The 17,508-nt window shown below is 69.7% G+C and carries 17 protein-coding genes and 2 pseudogenes; 9 read left to right on the forward strand and 10 right to left on the reverse strand.

Annotation, left to right across the window (positions count from 1 at the left end; translation table 11 throughout):
• Window positions 1-374: 374 nt before the first annotated feature.
• The 4 genes from BN159_RS01140 (at window position 375) to BN159_RS01155 (ending at window position 4,411) form a co-directional block, all read left to right on the forward strand.
• Window positions 375-1,208, forward strand: coding sequence for an oxidoreductase (locus tag BN159_RS01140; RefSeq protein WP_015655027.1), 834 nt, complete (start codon window positions 375-377; stop codon window positions 1,206-1,208).
• 94 nt (window positions 1,209-1,302) lie between these two features.
• Window positions 1,303-2,160, forward strand: coding sequence for an oxidoreductase (locus BN159_RS01145; protein ID WP_015655028.1), 858 nt, complete (start codon window positions 1,303-1,305; stop codon window positions 2,158-2,160).
• An 80-nt stretch (window positions 2,161-2,240) separates the two neighbouring features.
• Complete coding sequence (locus BN159_RS01150) at window positions 2,241-3,059, forward strand: SDR family NAD(P)-dependent oxidoreductase (RefSeq protein WP_015655029.1); 819 nt, start codon at window positions 2,241-2,243, stop codon at window positions 3,057-3,059.
• A 284-nt stretch (window positions 3,060-3,343) separates the two neighbouring features.
• Complete coding sequence (locus tag BN159_RS01155) at window positions 3,344-4,411, forward strand: alpha/beta fold hydrolase (RefSeq protein WP_015655030.1); 1,068 nt, start codon at window positions 3,344-3,346, stop codon at window positions 4,409-4,411.
• 51 nt (window positions 4,412-4,462) lie between these two features.
• On the opposite strand, the gene msrA is transcribed toward BN159_RS01155, so the two are convergent.
• Complete coding sequence (gene msrA / locus BN159_RS01160; protein ID WP_015655031.1) at window positions 4,463-4,915, reverse strand: peptide-methionine (S)-S-oxide reductase MsrA; 453 nt, start codon at window positions 4,913-4,915, stop codon at window positions 4,463-4,465.
• A gap of 122 nt (window positions 4,916-5,037) precedes the next feature.
• On the opposite strand from msrA, the gene BN159_RS01165 reads away from it, so the two are divergent.
• On the forward strand, window positions 5,038-5,889 hold the full coding sequence (locus BN159_RS01165) for an alpha/beta fold hydrolase (RefSeq protein ID WP_015655032.1): 852 nt from the start codon (window positions 5,038-5,040) through the stop codon (window positions 5,887-5,889).
• A 183-nt stretch (window positions 5,890-6,072) separates the two neighbouring features.
• Window positions 6,073-6,741: a DUF899 family protein gene (locus BN159_RS01170; RefSeq protein ID WP_041818695.1), complete on the forward strand. Its 669-nt coding sequence runs from the start codon at window positions 6,073-6,075 to the stop codon at window positions 6,739-6,741.
• Between the two features lie 16 nt (window positions 6,742-6,757).
• Here BN159_RS01170 and BN159_RS01175 read toward each other — a convergent pair whose 3' ends face one another.
• Window positions 6,758-7,558: a GNAT family N-acetyltransferase gene (locus tag BN159_RS01175; protein WP_015655034.1), complete on the reverse strand. Its 801-nt coding sequence runs from the start codon at window positions 7,556-7,558 to the stop codon at window positions 6,758-6,760.
• A gap of 614 nt (window positions 7,559-8,172) precedes the next feature.
• Here BN159_RS01175 and BN159_RS01180 point away from each other — a divergent pair.
• Complete coding sequence (locus tag BN159_RS01180) at window positions 8,173-10,932, forward strand: helix-turn-helix transcriptional regulator (RefSeq protein WP_015655035.1); 2,760 nt, start codon at window positions 8,173-8,175, stop codon at window positions 10,930-10,932.
• 32 nt (window positions 10,933-10,964) lie between these two features.
• Here BN159_RS01180 and BN159_RS01185 read toward each other — a convergent pair whose 3' ends face one another.
• On the reverse strand, window positions 10,965-11,774 hold the full coding sequence (locus tag BN159_RS01185; RefSeq protein WP_015655036.1) for an alpha/beta hydrolase: 810 nt from the start codon (window positions 11,772-11,774) through the stop codon (window positions 10,965-10,967).
• Window positions 11,775-12,098: 324 nt separating this feature from the next.
• On the opposite strand from BN159_RS01185, the gene BN159_RS01190 reads away from it, so the two are divergent.
• Window positions 12,099-12,548 (forward strand): SsgA family sporulation/cell division regulator, encoded by a 450-nt coding sequence (locus tag BN159_RS01190; RefSeq protein WP_015655037.1) that lies wholly within the window; start codon window positions 12,099-12,101, stop codon window positions 12,546-12,548.
• Between the two features lie 41 nt (window positions 12,549-12,589).
• On the opposite strand, the gene BN159_RS46740 is transcribed toward BN159_RS01190, so the two are convergent.
• The 4 genes and pseudogenes from BN159_RS46740 to BN159_RS46750 all read right to left on the reverse strand — a co-directional run.
• Window positions 12,590-12,946, reverse strand: a complete 357-nt coding sequence (locus BN159_RS46740) for a M28 family peptidase (protein ID WP_015655038.1) — start codon at window positions 12,944-12,946, stop codon at window positions 12,590-12,592.
• Between the two features lie 146 nt (window positions 12,947-13,092).
• A pseudogene (locus BN159_RS46745) lies at window positions 13,093-13,620 on the reverse strand (M28 family peptidase); the annotation flags it as partial.
• Window positions 13,621-13,691: 71 nt separating this feature from the next.
• Window positions 13,692-14,141, reverse strand: a complete 450-nt coding sequence (locus BN159_RS01200; protein ID WP_015655039.1) for an acyl-CoA thioesterase — start codon at window positions 14,139-14,141, stop codon at window positions 13,692-13,694.
• 133 nt (window positions 14,142-14,274) lie between these two features.
• A pseudogene (locus BN159_RS46750) lies at window positions 14,275-14,430 on the reverse strand (transcriptional regulator); the annotation flags it as partial.
• Window positions 14,431-14,441: 11 nt separating this feature from the next.
• Here BN159_RS46750 and BN159_RS01205 point away from each other — a divergent pair.
• Complete coding sequence (locus BN159_RS01205; RefSeq protein ID WP_015655040.1) at window positions 14,442-15,185, forward strand: hypothetical protein; 744 nt, start codon at window positions 14,442-14,444, stop codon at window positions 15,183-15,185.
• 288 nt (window positions 15,186-15,473) lie between these two features.
• On the opposite strand, the gene BN159_RS01210 is transcribed toward BN159_RS01205, so the two are convergent.
• The 3 genes from BN159_RS01210 to BN159_RS47370 all read right to left on the reverse strand — a co-directional run bounded on the left by BN159_RS01210 (window position 15,474) and on the right by BN159_RS47370 (window position 17,342).
• On the reverse strand, window positions 15,474-16,436 hold the full coding sequence (locus BN159_RS01210) for a hypothetical protein (protein WP_015655041.1): 963 nt from the start codon (window positions 16,434-16,436) through the stop codon (window positions 15,474-15,476).
• A gap of 3 nt (window positions 16,437-16,439) precedes the next feature.
• Complete coding sequence (locus BN159_RS01215; RefSeq protein WP_015655042.1) at window positions 16,440-16,808, reverse strand: trypco2 family protein; 369 nt, start codon at window positions 16,806-16,808, stop codon at window positions 16,440-16,442.
• Between the two features lie 279 nt (window positions 16,809-17,087).
• On the reverse strand, window positions 17,088-17,342 hold the full coding sequence (locus BN159_RS47370; protein WP_015655043.1) for a DUF3732 domain-containing protein: 255 nt from the start codon (window positions 17,340-17,342) through the stop codon (window positions 17,088-17,090).
• Window positions 17,343-17,508 lie beyond the last annotated feature (166 nt).

A 17,508-nucleotide genomic window follows, 5' to 3' on the forward strand; every position in this document is an offset into this window, starting at 1 on the left:
CCCGGCAGCGCCGACGCCTGGGGCACGCCGATCGCTCCCGTCACCGTTGCCGCCGTCATGAGCTGGGTCAGTCTCCGTCTGCTGATCATGTCGCTTCCTCGCGTTCGACCTGGAGCGGGCGAGCAGCGCGTGCACACCTTCACGCCCGTCACCGCTCTGACGGGTTACGAGAATCGCGGTGTCAGGTGTCACTGTCAAGGCGACTCCTGGAGAGCGATGACCACGGAGACCAATGACCTAAAACAGGTCTCCCCTCTCCGGCGATGCGCGAGAAACCCGCAGTCAAACGACGGACGTCCCTTGCGGGGCCGGCGAGGACATTGGGAGACACACATGTGGTGCCTCACCACTCAGCCTCGACGAAGGACACAGCAATGGCTCGTACATGGTTGATCACCGGCGCGTCCCGTGGTTTCGGGCGCGCTCTGGCGGACGCGGTTCTGGCGGTCGGCGACCGGCTGGTGGCCACCGCGCGCCGTCCGGAGCAGCTCGCGGACCTCGTCTCCCGCCACGGGGACCAGGTCCGGGCGGTGGCCCTGGACGTCACCGACACCGCAGCCGCCGACCACGCGGTGCGCGCAGCCGTCGACGCCTTCGGCCGGCTCGACGTCGTGGTGAACAACGCCGGGTACGCCAACAGCGCGCCGATCGAGGAGATGGCCGAGGAGGACTTCCGCGCCCAGTTCGAGGCGAACTTCTTCGGGGTCGTCAACGTCACGCGGGCCGCTCTTCCGGTTCTGCGCGCGCAGCGCTCGGGGACGTTCCTCCAGTTCTCCTCCCTCGGCGGCCGGGTGGGCGGCACTCCGGGTATGGGCGCCTATCAGAGCGCGAAGTTCGCCGTGGAGGGCTTCTCCGAGGTGCTGGCGAGCGAGGTCGCCCCGTTCGGGGTGAAGGTCGTCATCGTCGAACCGGGTGCCTTCCGTACCGACTGGCAGGGTTCGTCGATGGAACTGCACGCCGTGGGTCCCGACTACGAGCAGACCGTCGGCGCCATGAACACCTACCGGGCGGAGAACAACGGCACCCAGCCCGGCGACCCGGTCCGCGCCGCCAAGGTACTCATCGACGTCGTCGGCCACGACGACCCGCCGCGCCGGCTCCTGCTGGGCGCGCAGGCCGTGGCCATGGCCCTGGACACGGGCGAGGCCCGCGCCGCCGAGACGAGGAAGTGGGCCGAGGCCAGCAGCGCCGCGGACTTCCCGTCGTAGGCCCGCTGCCCGCTCGTACGCCCAAAGGCTCCGCAGGCCACACCCTTCCTCCCTCTCTCTGTCCCGAACTCACCCGATCCGAAGGAGATCACCCATGTCTCGCAAGACCTGGCTCATCACCGGCGCGTCCAGCGGGCTGGGCAAGGCCCTCGCCGAGCACGTCCTGGCCCACGGCGACCAGGTGGTGGCGACGGCCGGCTCGACGCGGGCCACGACCGAACTGGCCGCCCGCCACCCGCAGACCGCGCTGGCGGTCAAGCTCGACGTCACCGAGCCCGCGGACCGCGAAGCCGCGGTGCGCGCCGCCGAGGAGCGCTTCGGCGGCATCGACATCCTGGTCAACAATGCCGCGATCGACTTCATCGGCGCCCTGGAGGAGCAGGAGGAGAGCGACTACCGCCGGCTGTTCGAGGTCAACTTCTTCGGCGCGGTCGCCCTCACCCGCGTGGTGCTGCCCGGCATGCGGGTGCGGCGCAGCGGTGTCATCGTCAATGTCTCCTCCATGGACGGCCTGGCCAGTCTCGCGGCCAACGGCTACTACTCCGCCAGCAAGTTCGCGCTGGAGGGCTTCACCGAGGCGCTCTGGCAGGAGATCGAGCCGATCGGGCTGCACGCGATGATCATCCAGCCCGGTTCCTTCCGTACCGGCATCGAGAACCGGACCCGGGCGTCCGGGGAGCCCATCGAGGACTACGCGGCCACGGCCGGTGCCTTCCGCGCCATGATGGGCGGTCTCACTCCGCAGATGTTCCCCGGTGACCCGGAGCGGGCCGCCGCGGCGATCCGCCAGGTCGTCATCGCCCCGAAGCCGCCGCACCGGGTTGTCCTGGGCAGCGACGCCCAGCGGCGCATCGGCGTCAAGCTCGACCATCTCCGGGCCGAGTTCGAGGCCGGCGAGGAGCTCGCGTACAGCACGGACTTCCCGGGTGCCGCCGACAACGCGGTGCTGTGAGCGGTGCGGACCGTCACCACGCCCGCTGCACCAGGCAGCCGGACACATCCCGAACCCGCGACTGAATGCGAGGCATCGTCATGAGCAAGACCTGGCTGATCACGGGGAGTTCCCGTGGACTGGGCCGTACCCTCGCCGAGTCGGTCCTGGAGGCCGGACACCGACTCGTCGCCACCGCCCGGCGCACCGAGTCGCTGAGCGACCTCACCGAGACCTACGGCGACCGGGTCCGGCTGGTCACCCTGGACGTACGGGACGCCGCCGCGGCCGAGGGAGCGGTGCGGGCGGCCGTGGAGACGTTCGGGCGGCTGGACGTCGTCGTCAACAACGCCGGCTACGCCGACATGGCCGCCATCGAGGACATGTCCGAGCGGGCCTTCCGCGACCAGATCGACGCCAACCTCTTCGGCGTCGTCCACGTGACCCGGGCCGCCCTGCCCGTCCTGCGCGAGCAGGGTGCGGGGCACATCATCCAGATCTCCTCCGTCGGCGGACGCGTGGGCGTCCCGGGTCTGGGCGCCTACCAGGCGGCCAAGTGGGCGGTCGGTGGCTTCTCCGAGGTGCTGGCCCAGGAGGTCGCTCCCCTCGGCATCAAGGTCACCGTCGCCGAGCCGGGCGGCATGCGCACCGCATGGGCCGGCTCCTCCATGGCCACCCCTGCGGTCAGCGCGCCCTACGAGCCCGTGGTCGGGGCCGCCATCGCCCAGATCCGTGGGGCGGACGGCCGCCAGCCCGGCGACCCGGCCCGCATCGCACGGATCCTGCTGGACATCACGGAGATGGACCACCCGCCGCTGCGTCTGCTGCTGGGCGGTGACGCGGTCGCCGTCGCCCAGCGCATGGCCGACCGACTCGCCGCCCAGGACGCCGAATGGCGCCATGTCAGCGAGTCCGTATGACCCGCTGAGCCGGATCACGGGTCTGGAGGGCCGGGACAGCGAGGAAATGCCGCGACGGCGGCAGGTGGTTCGCCCACCTGCCGCCGTCGGCGCGTGTGTCGGCGGTCTGTCCCGTACGACCGGGTCATACGGTGATGGTCCTGTTCAGTCGAATGACCTCTCACACGTCGGCCGCTCCTGCTCGCGTCGTACCGTCACATGGCTGATGTGTGCACGTGTGCCACGGGCGAGAGTGTGTGGTGTCGGCCCACCTCGGCGACAAGGCACACGACGGAAGGCTTCACATGATCAACAGGCGCACATTCGGCAAGGCAGTCGGCCTGGGCACCGGTGCGGCGGCGGCCTCACTGTCCGGACTGCAGAACAGCGCGTTCGCCACGACCGCCGCGCACGAGCCGGGCGGCGCACACCTTTCCGCGGTATCGACCGTCACGCCGGGTACGCACACCGGTTTCGGCGCGCTCAAGCAGGTCAAGGCGGGTGTCCTGGACATCGGTTACGCCGAGCTCGGACCCGCCCACGGCCCGGTCGTCATCTGCCTGCACGGCTGGCCCTACGACATCCACAGCTACGTCGACGTCGCTCCGCTGCTGGCCGATCAGGGCTACCGGGTCATCGTTCCCTATCTGCGCGGCCACGGCAGCACCCGCTTCCTGTCACGTCGCACGCCCCGCAGCGCCGAGCAGTCCGCCATCGCGCTCGACATCATCGCGCTGATGGACGCCCTGAAGATTCATCAGGCCGTGCTGGCCGGCTTCGACTGGGGCTCGCGGACCGCCGACATCATCGCCGCCCTGTGGCCCGACCGCGTCAAGGCCCTTGTCTCCACCAGCGGTTACCTCATCACCAACCGCAAGGCCCAGTTGGAGCCCGCCGCCCCGGCCGTCGAGCGCAACTGGTGGTACCAGTGGTACTTCGCCAGCGATCGCGGCAAGAAGGCCATGGAGAACGTCGACGACCGCATCGACCTGTGCCGCTACGTGTGGACCCTCGTCTCCCCCGACTGGGACTTCGACGAGGCCACCTTCCAGCGCACCGCCGAGGCTTTCAAGAACCCGGACTACGCCGCTGTCGTCCTCTACAACTACCGCTGGCGGATCAGCCTGATCGAAGGTGAACACCGGTACGACCGCTACGAGAAGCAGCTCGCCGCCCAGCCCCTCATCCACGTCCCCACCCTCACCCTGGACGCCGCCCTCGACCCCTTCACCCCGCCCGGCGACGGCTCCAGCTACCGCAAGTACTTCACCGGCCCCTACGAGCACCGCACGATCGCGGACATCGGCCACAACCTCCCCCAGGAGGCTCCCACCGCCTTCGCCCAGGCCGTCATCGACGCGGACCGCCTCTGAGCCGACCGGCCTCGCCCTCGGACCGCGGACACGCACGCGGCCGGGCAGGAATCAACCCTGCCCGGCCGCGCGTGTGTTCAGGACTCGGTACTCCGGCTCGGCCTCCCAGAACTCGCCCGCCGGCACAACCTCGGTCACCACCGACCCGGGCCACAGCCCGGACGCCTCTACGTCGGCGATGGTGTCCTGCGCGACGAGCCGCTGCGTGTCGTCGGCGTAGAAGATCGCCGAACGGTAGCTGAGGCCGAAGTCGTTGCCCTGCCGGTTGCGCGTGGTCGGGTCATGGATCTGGAAGAAGTACTCCAGGATCGCGCGATAGTCGGTGACCTTGGGGTCGAAGACGATCTCGATCGACTCCGCGTGCTTCCCGTGATCGCGGTAGGTGGGACGGAGCTTGTCGTCGTCGCCGCTGTAGCCCACGCGGGTGCGCACCACCCCGGGAAGCAACCGGATCAGCTCCTGCATACCCCAGAAGCAGCGCACACCGGGCTCGAATTCCCGCATCTTCCGTCACCATCTTGACAGGTGACGCGCGTGATGACAAATTCGTCACCAGTCAGGGCGGTGACACAGTCCAATGCAGCCGGAGGCCCGCCCGTTGTCGAAACATCTGAGAGGGGTTTGTCGTGCTGAGCATCAAGGGTGGACGCAACCGACTGGTGACGGGTGTGGTCTCGATGGCCACGGCGGGTCTGGCGCTCGGAGCGTTTGCCCTCAGCGGCACCGCCACCGGCGCGACGAAGACCACCGGGGCCGACAGCCGCACCAAGCCCACCATCGTGCTGGAGCACGGCGCCTTCGCCGACGGCTCCAGCTGGAACGGCGTCATCGCCGACCTGCGCGCCGACGGCTACCCGGTCGTCGCCGCCGCCAACCCGCTGCGCGGCCCGGCCTCCGACGCCGCCGCCCTGCGCACCGTCCTCGACCACGTCAAGGGCCCCAAGATCCTCGTCGGCCACTCCTACGGCGGCAACGTGATCAGCCAGGCCGCCGCTGACGACCCCCAGGTCAAGGCGCTCGTCTACGTCGCCGCGTTCCTTCCCGCCCCCGGGGAGAGCGCGCTGGAGCTCACCAACAAGTACCCGGGATCCACCCTCCCCGGCACCCTCGACCCCGTCACCTACCCGCAGGCCGACGGTTCCACCGCGACCGACCTGTACATCCAGCAGGACAAGTTCCGCCAGCAGTTCGCCGCAGACGTCCCGGCGAAGCAGGCCGCCCTCATGGCCGCCGCGCAGCGCCCCATCGCCCAGGCCGCCCTGGAGGAGAAGGCCACCGCGGCCGCGTGGAAGACCAAGCCCACCTGGGACATCGTCACCACACGCGACCTGAACATCCCCGCCGCCGTCCAGCGCTTCATGGCCAAGCGAGCCCACGCGCACACCACCGAGGTCGCCGCCTCCCACTCGGTCGCCGTGTCCCACCCGCACTTGGTCGCCGACGTCATCGAGCGAGCCGCCCGGTCCACGGTCCGCTGACATCCGGGCAGCCCGGGCACTCAGGACAGACGCCGTCGCTCCGATCACGGAGCGACGGCGTCGCTCTGCCCGGGCAGGGCGCGATGAGTTTCGGCCGCGGCACAAGTCCATCCCGGTGACCGCCGCAGGGCGCGCTACGGCGCTGCCCCGCACCAGACATCACGGAGAACACCAGGACGACCGATCCGGACGACGGAACCGCCGCGCAGCCCGGCCGGCCGGCCACCCATCGTCGACCTCGCCACCTGGCAGACCGCCCGGGACGAACTGCTGGTCCGCGAGAAGGCCCACACTCGCGAGGGCGACGCCCTCGCCGCCGCCCGCCGCCGACTGCCGATGGTGGAGTGCGACGGGACGGTCGAGGTCGTCGGACCCGACGGCGCACCGCACCAAGGTCAGTGCGAGGGCTGCACCACCACGGCCTGGCACCTCAAGGACGCCGTCTACCTCAACGCCCGCGGGGTCTCCTCCGCCGTCCTGACCACAGGCCGTTGGGACGAGGTCGCCTCCTACGTCGAGTTCATGGGCTACACCCAGCCCTGGTACTCGGTGCGTGACGTGGACGCGCCGGTCGGCGGCGAGATGGGCTACCTCACCTACTCCACCACCGGCCGGGGCAACGAGCGCGTCAACGGCTCCCTCGGTCTGCTCGACATGACGCCGTACGGCCGTGGCGAGGCCTGGGAGGGCAAGCCCGAGGGGTGGCCCAAGGGCGGCGAACCGTGCTGGTCGTGGCGTTCGGACGCGGACGGGAACGCCATCTGGGGACCCAACAGCCGGCCCGTGCCGCAGTGGACCCGCCCCGGCGCGGCCCCGGTGGAGAGCCTCGGCCGGCGCGGCCATCACCACTGACGCTCCCGCCGTCAGGTCACCGCGCCAACCCGTAGAAGTGCATGGGAGAGTTCGGCTCGAACCCGATCCGCGGGTACACAGGGGCGCCGGCGACGGTCGCGTGCAGGGTGGCCCGCGTCAGGCCGGTCGCACGGCCCCCCTCGTACAGGGCCTTGCGGGTCACCGCCTCGCCGTAGCCCCGGCGCTGATGGTCGGGGTCGGAGGCGACGAGCACGACGAACAGGCGGCCCTCGGACTCGACGGTCGCGGCACATGCGACGGGGACACCGTCGCGTACGGCCAGGAACGCGTAGACCTCCTTCTTCCAGAGCGCGGAGCCGTCCAGGCCGTCGCGGCCGTCCTCCGGGCTGAAGCCGTACGCACGCGAGTTGATGTCCGCGTAGGCCCGCAGCTGCGCGTCCGTGGTCACGCGCTCGAAGGTGAGCTCCAGATGGTGCGGCTCCGGTACGGGCAGCAGGTCACCGGCCATGCCCGTGCCGGGGAAGGCGTACGCCAAGCCCGCCCGACGTGCCGCCTCGTCCAGTACGACGCGCGCGTCATCCGCGAGCAGGTCCTCGAAGAGCCACAGGAAGCCCGGCTGATTCTTGGTCCGCATGATGTCCGCCGCCTGACCGAGCCGCCGTTGCAGAAGCCCGGCGTCCGCGCCGACGTCGGTGAGGGTGATCGCGTTCCAGAACGCGAACCTGCAGTCCGCCCAGCGGACGGCGATACCGGGCAGATCCCGGACATCCGCGTTCTTGTCCCGGTCGAGCACCATCGCCCGCCAGACCGTGGAGAGCTGTCCCACCGATTCGACCGCCAACCCGAAATCCGTCATCGCCACTCCTCAACTTGTCGTGTGTCCCGGAACGTGTTCTGCCCAGCCCGCCGGACCGTTCCATGCGGGCCCGGGATCCTGACCGATGCTCGACCCCACGAAGATGCCGGCCTGGGGAGCCCGGGGCACGCGGGCAACTACGCAGGTCTGCCGCGGAGTTCGAGCGCGTACGACGTCGTGGGTGAACCGGAGGACATTGGCCGGGTCGTAGCGCTTCTGACATCGTGGTCGACACTCTCCTGAACGGTCTCGGAACACCCTGACATGACGAAGCCGGCGAGAACACATGTGTCTGCGGTCTATCACGCACACAGAACACGTATGTCATGCCACCGTGTCCTGGCTGGTCAAACCCGGGGAAGTGCGAGCAACAATAGCCAAAACACGTGACGCCATCGCCTGAGACATCTACTCTTCTCGGTGTGAGGGGGCGGTGGCACATCACGGCCGATCCGCCCTTCCGTCTCCGGACCGCTCGCACCCGCGTGTGGCGTGCCGGAAACCGGCTGTGCGGCGGGGCGACGTAACCTCGCTCTTGCCTGGCAGTTCGAGTGCCTGCGCAAGGCGGCGTACGACGCGGACGTTGCTTCGGCGGGGAGGAGAGTGGGGGAAGTATGGATTCCGTCGTCGGAGCCATGGTCGGCCGCGAACGCGAACAAGAGCTGCTGTCCGAGTTCGTGACGGCCCCGGGAGGCCGGGCTCTCGTCCTGCGCGGCGAGACGGGTGTGGGCAAGAGTGCCCTGCTCGACCATGTCGCCGACCTGGCCACGGGCGAGAAGCACCGGGTGATACGTGCGGCCGGTGTCGAGGCCGAGTCGGAGCTTCCGTTCGCCGGTCTGCACCAGTTCCTGTATCCGCTGCTGTCCTACGTCGACCGCCTGGACGATGTGCACCGACGCGTCTTCGACGTCGTCTTCGGCAGGGACGAGAGCACACCCCCCTCGGTCATGACCCTCGGCATCGCCGTGCTCGACCTGCTCTCGCTCGCCGCGTCGCAAAGGCCCCTGCTCCTGATACTCGACGACGGCCAGTGGCTGGACACCTCCAGCACCGAGGTATGCGGCTTCGTGGGGCGCCGTCTCACGGGCGGTTCCGTCCGCCTCGTCGTCGGCCTGCGTTCCGACATACCGTCAGGCTTCGACACCGCGGCCCTGTCCGCTCTGCCGGTGACCACGCTCTCCGAGAAGGCCTCCGAACAGCTCCTGGACGAGCGCCACCCCGGCCTCGACGCCCGGGTCCGCCGTCTGGTCCTCGACGAGTCCCAGGGAAATCCGCTGGCCTTGCTGGAACTTCCGCCCTACGTCGAGCGGGCGGGGCTCGACCCGACGGAAGGATTCGGGTACACCGGCGTCCCGTTGCCCCTGCGGCTGCAGCAGGTGTACGGCTCCCGCATCGGAGCTCTCGGCGACGCCCTGCGCGCGGAGTTGCTGCGCGGCGCGCTGGACGGCGTCGGGGCGGGCACGGCGGCGGGCAGCACCCGGGGCACGCGCTACCGCATGCGCGACGCCGACGAGGCCGTGGCGGCCGGCCTGCTCGACATCGACCCGCTCGGCGGCGCCTTCGTCTTCCGGCATCCTCTGGTGCGCTCGACCGTGGTCCAGATGGCCACCCCCAACGAGCGGCGCGCGGCGCACGCGGCGCTGGCCCACGTGCACCGTGACGACGTGGAGCGACGAGCCACCCACCTGGCGGCCTCGGTGATCGACCCCGACGAGCAGGTGGCCCTGGCGCTGGAGGCCGCCGCGGAGTCGGCCACACGGCGGGGCGGCGCGGTGGCCGCCGTCGCCTGGCTGACCCGGGCCGCGGAGCTGAGCGAGAGTCACGAGGACCGCTCCCGCAGACTCGGCGACGCGGCCTTCGTCGCCGGCCACACCGGCCGCCTCGACAGGGCGCGGCAACTGCTCCGCTCCGACACCGGGTCCGGGACGGCCGACTCCCCGGCCTCGGTGGTCGCCTCTGCCTACGCCGCCCTGTACGAGGACGGCGACGTGCGGTCCTCGCAGCACCTGGTGCGGGCGGCGATCGAGAGCATCCGGGACGGCGGCGCACGAGAGCCGAGCGAGGTACTGACCCGGCTGGTCAACCTGCTGCTGGCCATCAATCAGTACGCGAGCGACGAGGAGTCCTGGCAGCGCACCCATGAGCTGATCGACTCACTGGGCGACCTGGTGCCGCCGTACTCCCGCGTCTACCAGGACTCCTGGAGCGATGTGGTGCGTCGCGGCGCCGGCGTACGCGAGCGGGTGGAGCGTGCCTTGGCCGACCTGCGCATACTCGAACCGTGGGACATCAGCCGGCTGAGCGTGGCCGCCTACCACGTGGACACCCTCAGCCAGTACCGGCCGCATCTCCAGCGGACCGTCGACCGCGAAGTGGCGACCGGGGCCAAAACGCCGGGCATGACGATGCTGCATCTGATCATGCTCGATCAGATCGCGGTCGGCGAGTGGGAGGAAGCCGAGCGGACCGGGCAGCGCGGCCTGGAGCTGATGACCTCGCACGGCCACGCCCTCTTCGCGCACCACAGCCAGGCCTATCTGGGGCTGCTCGCCGCGCTGCGCGGCGACACCGACCGGGCCCGCGAACTCCAGGCCACCGTCGACGCCTGGGCCCGGCCCCGCGGCGTCGGCTTCCTCACCCAGATCGCCGACGCCATCGGCACCACGGCCGCCCTCAACGACGGCGACTACGAAGCTGCATACCTCCACGCCATCGGCATCACACCCCCCGGCACCTTCCAGCCGTACACGCACCAGGCCTCCCGCACCCTCCTCGACCTCGTCGAGGCAGCCCTCCACACCGGCCGCACCGAACAGGCCCGCAGCCACGCCCTCGCCGCCCAGCAGGCCCGCCTCCCCGACCTCTCCCCCCGCCTCGCCCTGCTCACCTACGGCGCCCTGGCCATGACCGCCACCAACCCCGCGGAAGCGGACACCATGTACCGCCGGGCCGAAACACACCCCGGCGCCGCAGGCTTCCCCTTCGAACTCGCCCGCATCCGCCTCGCGCACGGCATCCGCCTGCGTCACACACAAGGCCGCAAGGCTGCACGGCACACACTCATGATCGCCGCAGAGACCTTCGAGCGGCTCGGCACACCCGCCTGGGCCGAACGGGCCCGAGCCGAGCTTCGTACCGCCGGCGCCTCCGCCCCTGCCGCCTCGGCTCACCCCACCACCCTGACATGGCAGGAGCGTCGGATCGCGGACCTCGCCGCCGGCGGGCTGACCAACAAGGAGATCGGTGACCGGATGCACCTGTCACCGCGCACGGTCAGCTCGCACCTCTACCGCGTCTTCCCCAAGCTGGGCATCACCTCCCGCGCCGCATTGCGCGACGCGTTGGGAAAGCTGTCGAGTGATCAGGACGTGTGAGTACGCCGCATGCGCGCCGCAGCCCCCGACGGTCACGCTGTCAGCCCTCCCCCGGGCAGCGGTCGGACGCCGTGCTCGTCCAGCCAGCCGAGCACGTAGTCGGCGACGAAACGCCATCCGCCGTCGATGACCAGTGAGTGGGCGCGGTCCGCGAACTGCTTCAGGTCGGTCACCGCCGTGGAATCGCCGTACTGCTTGTAGACCGCGCGGGTCACGGAGTCGGGCACGAGCCGGTCCTCCTGCCCCGAGATCAGCAGGAGCGGTCCGCGGCGCGCGTTGCCGGTGTCCGCCACGGCGAGCGGGTTGCGCACGCCACCGGCGCAGCCGAGGTCGGTGAGCAGGCGGTGTGGTGCCGGTATGGCGTAACGCTCGAAGAGCCGGTCGGACTCCTCGGGCGCGACGGTGTTCGCGACGACGTGACGAAACCGCTCCGGGGACAGGGCCACCAACTCGTCGGCGCCCTCGGCCTGTCCGGGTGTCCACAGCGGCGGCGCGGGCCGGGTGACGTCGTTGATCGGGGCAGGTGCGATCGCCACCGCCGCCCGGCCGACATTGGCGCCGATGAGGTGCTGCGCGATGAGCCCGCCGACGGAGTGTCCGACGATCACCGGCGAGACGTCGAACGACCGCACGATACCGGCGTAGTGGTCCATCAGCGCGTCCAGGCCGAGGCCGCCGAGCGGCTCCGGAGACAGGCGTACGTCCATGGCGGCCGCGGCCTCCCCGGGCCACCCGGGCGCCGTGGCGATGAACCCCCGACTCGCGAACCGCTCCACCCATGCCTCCCAGGACAGCGCGTGCAGCCACGCGCCATGGATGAAGACGACGGGAGTACGGTTCACGGCTGGTTCCTCCGAGCATCACGACCACCCGGCACCGGCACGCGGGCGATTGGTTCAGCATGGTTCAGGTGTGAGTCGCGGGCGACAGTCGAATGACTGAATGTCCAAGGCCCTCCCCTGCGGGCCCGCAGACTCCCGTCCGTGCCCGAACACGCCGCTCCCTCGGCACCCAAGACGGGATAGCTGGGCACATACCAACCACCCGGCACGGTGATCATCCTCAGGTCGGGTGCGTCAGGGCAGTCAAGTTACTTATGTACAAGGCTCCCGCGGCGACGAGAGTAGATCGGGCCACCGTCCGTCACAGCGAAGGACCACCCCGACATGAGCGGCAACGAACCCGGTGTCCAGGCCCGCCCTGGCCTGACCCTGGACATCGAGCGCGTGCTCGACGTCTCCACGCGGCAGGCCGTCCGAGCGGAATTCCGGTTCAGCGCGGCATCCCCCTTGATCGTGAGCGTGGAGCTTGTCGTCGAAGGCGGTCCGCGTGTCGTGTGGCGGATCGGGCGGGACCTCCTCCAGCAGGGGCTGCACTCGATGGGTGGCCTCGGCGACGTTCGGATGTGGCCGTCGCACCTGGAGGAGCGAAGCACCGCGTGGCTTCAGCTGGCCTCGGGTGACATGGCGGCCCTGTTCGAGCTTCCCGTGCCACCGCTGGCGGAGTGGCTGGAGCACACCTATCGGCTCGTGCCCGCGGGAGACGAGCTCGCCGGAGTCGACTGGGACGCCGCCGGTGCGGAACTGCTCCCCGCTCACGGAGCCCGGTCCGACTGATCGCCTGCCCCACGCGGCGAGCCCCGCCCGCCCGCCGAACATCACTCCGTGTGGCCGGCCTCGGCCCACCAAGCGGCAGTCGTCGCGGTGGCCTCGGTCACGGCGGCCAGCCTCTCGTAGTCCAGCGTTCCGGGCAGGTCCGTCGACCGGTGGTAGTGCGGATTCCGGAAGTTCGCGGTGACCGTGAGCATGAGCGCGGGGATCCCCCGGTTCCAGAAGGCCCCGTGGTCGCTGCGCCCCAGGTGCTTGGCGGGCGGAACGGCCAGTCCGGCGAGCAGTCCGAGCAGACCGTCCGGCCGCGGGTCCCGCAGCAGCAGACCGGGGACGGCCGGGGAGGCCGCCGCGGCGGCCCGCTTCCACACCTCGGCCGCCGCCGCCGAGGAGCGGCGGTGCACCACGAGGGTGAAGTCACCCCGGTACCCGTGCGCGCACGTCGCGGCGGACGCCTCCGGGAAGACCGTTCGAAACCGACCGGGAGCCGCTGCGTGCCCGGGGCTTCGTCGACGTAGCCGACCGACTCCAGGCAGATCATCCCGCGCACCCGGCCGTCCCGGCCCAGTTCACGGGCGACTTGCCGAGCGCCGATCAGGCCGAGCTCCTCCATGTCGAACACGGCGAGGACGATGCGCGGCGCGGTCAGCAGCGCGGCCAGCAGCCGTGCCGTCTCCAACAGCGACGCCACGCCTGAGGCGTTGTCGTCCGCGCCGGGACTGCCGCTGACCGTGTCCAGGTGAGCGCCCACCACAACGACCGGCCCGGTTCTGGAACGAGGCAATGAGGCGAGGAGATTCGCCCCGGACAGGCGCGGGTGCAGCCGGGGTTCGAGGGCGAGCGCCCGGTGACCGTGCTGGTCCGTCGAGCCGATCCGCCGGCGCACGTCGAACGCCCGCCGTTCCACCAGCCAGCCCGCTGCCGCCAGTTCGTCACGGACGTACGCCTCGGCACGTTCCATCGCCTCGGACGTCCCGCGCCGACCGCGTGGCTCGGCGGCGAGGAACTCCACATGACGCCGCAGCAGCCCGGCGTCGGCCAGTGGTCCACGTGGGCGCGACGGTGTCGGGTCGTTCGTCATGGAGCGCTACCGTCTCCGAGGGGTCATGGGCGCCGGGCAAGTCAACGGGCCCTTGGCGCGCGTGGCGACACTCAAGGTTTCGCCGAGGTGAGTACCTCGCAGTCGGCCGCCCTGACGGCCTCGAGGGCGCTCAGGAGGCCGGTCGGCGGTGCGGTGATCCTGCGAGCACGGACGTCGATCCACGCGCCGAGGGTGCGCACGACAGCGGCTTCGGTTCCGTCTTCCCGCGCGAAGGCGTGCTCGAAGCGCCACCGTGCGCCGTCCGGGCTCAGGCCGACGACGCGGGATGCCACGGTGATCACTTCGAGGGGAAGGATCTCGCGCAGGTAGGCCACCTCCTCACCGAGCGACACGGCGGCATACCCCGCTTTCAGCAGGTCCTTCGGCTTCCACCCCGACTCGACCAGAAAGCCGAGCCTGGCCGTGGAGGCGTATTCCAGATACCTGGTATTGCGGAGATGGCCGTTCAGGTCCACATCGTCCCAACGGACTTCGAAGGACTTCGTCAGTTCCTTGGACATAACAGCAGGCCAGCCTTTCCGTGCCATGGTCACCGATCCGGGTGCGATCTCCACGTACACGAGAGGGAGAGGGGTGATGGTTCACTTCTGGGGATGTACGGGCTGGCACACGTGTGGGTAGGTGCTTCACTTCGGCGAAGCCGATGTTGGTGACGTACTCGTACTGACCCCACTCCGAGCCGAGATCCACCGTCGCGTCGCTGACCCACGCCTCGTCCAGGGCCGTGTCGTCGGCGGTGGCCCAGGCCTCGACGATCCGGTCCCAGTGGCGGACGTTCAGCGTGCGGCGGCGCATGGGGCATGCGGGAGGTCTCCGAGCTGGGTCTGCTCGTTCCCCTCCCGCTCACCGCGGAGGGGTTCTACGACGCTTCCCTCACAGTGCCGTCACTTGAGGACGTGCTTTTCATGGCCGACTGCATCGCGTTCGACCACGACTCCCCCACGGTCGTCGCACCCTTGCAGGAGCCGGCCGCGGCTCCCTACGAACCGATCGGGCACGACCGCCCGTGGCTTCCTGCCAATCACACCTACCGTGACATCCTCGCCTCCGTCGCCGAGCAGGCCCACGAGATCCGCTACACCGACATGTTGCGGCTGCGGTACAGCACGTCCGGTGACCCGTTGACCCGGTTCAGCCACCGGTTCGCGGGGCGCGTCGAGCCGCTCGCCCTTTACGCCATGGTCATCCGGCACGTTGATCTGCTCGCCGAGTACATGGGGTTGTTCCGGGTGCTGGAAGCGCCGCGGGGCAGCAACGGGCTGGACTTCATCACCGGCCACCTCGATTCTCTTGAGGGGTACGACTTCGGGAGGCTGGTGACCGTTCCGGCGTTCCTCCCGGAGCAAGCCGAGGAGCCCGTCGAAGTGTTCTCCGTGCTCAAGGAAAGGGCGCTCGGCCGCATGGAGGCACTGGTAACCGCCGGCATCGATACCGCCAGGCATCTCTACGCCATCCGCAACGGACTGGCACAGGGCAAGAAGGATCTCATCCTGAACGATTTCGGGATCGCCGTTGACACGTGGCGGCCGACCTGCCTCTGCTGAAGCTGCTCGCGCGTATCGCTGTCGAGCAAGGCTGACTGCCACAACGCCTGCCAGCACCCGGCTGCTCCACACCGGCAAGTGCGCACCGGGCGGCTCAGGTTGCTTTCAGCGGGATGTGGCACACGCTCCGCGGAGCGGATGCCAGTTACGTTCAGCGGCTGTCGTCGACTGCCACCGTGCAGGAGCCACTCGACAGTCGTCATGCGGCTGGGCACGAAGTAGCGTTCCATTTCTTGCAAGCGCGGCCGGGGATGACTTCTCTGGAAGGAAACCGGGGTGCGGTACGGATCACGTGCCCGGCCCAGGAGCGGGCGGGTGTATTGGACAGTGCGGATCTGGTGGTGCGGCGCGGTATGGCGCGAAGGCGGTGTCTGCGGCGTCCCGGTACGGGCGCCGGGACATCCGGGTGACAAGCCGCCACATGGTGCGTTCCTCAGCCAGTTGCTGCGGCAGGACGAGTCCGAGCGAGTCAGCCAGCGGTTTGCGGCCCAAGTTGACCATGGCCCGCACAGCGGCAGCCCACTCGTCGGTGGCGTACACGGCGGAGCGGTACCACAGCGGAATGAGCGCGCTCAGCGTGATGGCAATGACAACCAGAAGGGGTCGCTCAGCATCGGCTGATGTCAGGGCCGCCATTGCGAGCACCGCCACCGCCCCGTGCCCATACAGCAATGCCACGAAGAAGTCCACGCTGGTACGTGCCGTTTCCACTTGGCGGCGTGCTTGTGCAGGTGCGGTGGCGTTGAGCTCGTTCCACAGCACCTGCGTGTCGAGCAGGAAGCGGTTATGACCGTATTCCTCGAAGCGGCGGATGGCGTTGCCGAGCCGGGTCGGGGCGAGTTGGCCGTCGTCGGCCGGGTAGCGAGCCAACTGCTCGTTGAGGAGTGCGCGCTGTACGGGAGTGCGGTCTTCCGGGTGGGCGATCAGATCGGCAATTCGCTCTTTGCGGGCTTGCTGGCGCCGACACCCGCGGTCGTACGCGCCACGGGGCCACAGCAGGTAGCCCTCAAGGATCCGGTAGAGGGGGGTCTGGAGAGCGTTGAGCACAATGCCGAAGAGAACGGCGGCGCAGAGCAGCAGCAAGGCTGTCTGACTGGCCGAGCCGGGCCAGACACGCTCGATGACTGCGGTGCGCTGCAGGCTGGGGGCGACACCGAAGAAGAAGACTGCGAGATTGAGCGCGGCAGGCAAGAGCCAGCCGACGACCAGGGCCCATCCGCCCCCAAGGACGCCCTTGGCGATGTCACCCACGGATCAGCGCTCCTGCTGCGGCCAGTCGTCGTCCGGATCGTTTTCTGGCCCAGGTGAAGTGTGCCCGGCGACGGGGATACGTTCGATGTCGCCGGCACTGATGCGGGCGGGACGGCCGGAGACCTCAGCCCGCGGCTGAAGGGTCAGAGTGATTCGCTGAGTGCCAGAACGCGGCTGCGCGCCGTCCTCGGCTTCAGCGTCCACGACCCAGAGGCGAATCCCGCCTCGGGCGCTGGACTCGCGGGTCACCGTCACCGTGACCTCGATCTCCACCGGCCCCAGGTCAAACTGGACCGCTTGCCCCTCCTGCTCCTGTGCTGCGGTGGCCAGCTGCTGCCGCAACTCGCGGATCAGGTCGGATAGTTCAATCACCCACGCGCCCCTAACTGCATGCAGCCACGATCTCCGTAGCATGGCATAGCGCCGAGAGCACTTGCCCGCCGATGCTCGAAGGTGCCCGGCTCGGTTGCCCGGGCTGGGGACGACGTCCAGCCGGGCGCCACTCGGGGACAGATGACCCAGGAACCACACTCATTCCGCTCGCCGGTTGCGGGGAGGGCGGGACAGACACCCTGCGCTCCAGTGGGTGACGACGTACACGATCTCGTCGCTGGGCAGCGCTGGTTCGCCGCCTCGGGAGTGGCGGGCAGGTCACTCGAGCCAGTCATTGGGGATCAGGGCTTGGCGCCGTCCGTCGTGCGGCCGCCAGTTCTCAACGATGGCGTCCTGGAACCAGGACCCCTCCGTGAGGTTGACGTGGTCGCACACGATGATCTGCAGTGCGCCCTCGTTGAGTTCCGCCACGTCCCTGAGGAGTTCGAAGTAGGCCGTGACAGTGTCCCAGTCTGCGAGGTGTGTGGTGACGAATCTGGCGGCGCCAACGGGGCGCCGAAACAGTCCATGCAAGCGGCGATGTCACGGCAACTTCTCGGCCACTCCACTGCCGACTCAGTAGGACTCATCGCTGGAAGAGCCAGTTGCCGAAGACGGCGTGGGCTTCGAGGAGGGCGCGGGGGACGGTCATCGGTGGGGGCACGTAGGCGTTCTCACAACTTCTGCGGCCGCCTCAATC

It is taken from the genome of Streptomyces davaonensis JCM 4913 (assembly GCF_000349325.1).
GTDB classification, from domain to species: domain Bacteria; phylum Actinomycetota; class Actinomycetes; order Streptomycetales; family Streptomycetaceae; genus Streptomyces; species Streptomyces davaonensis.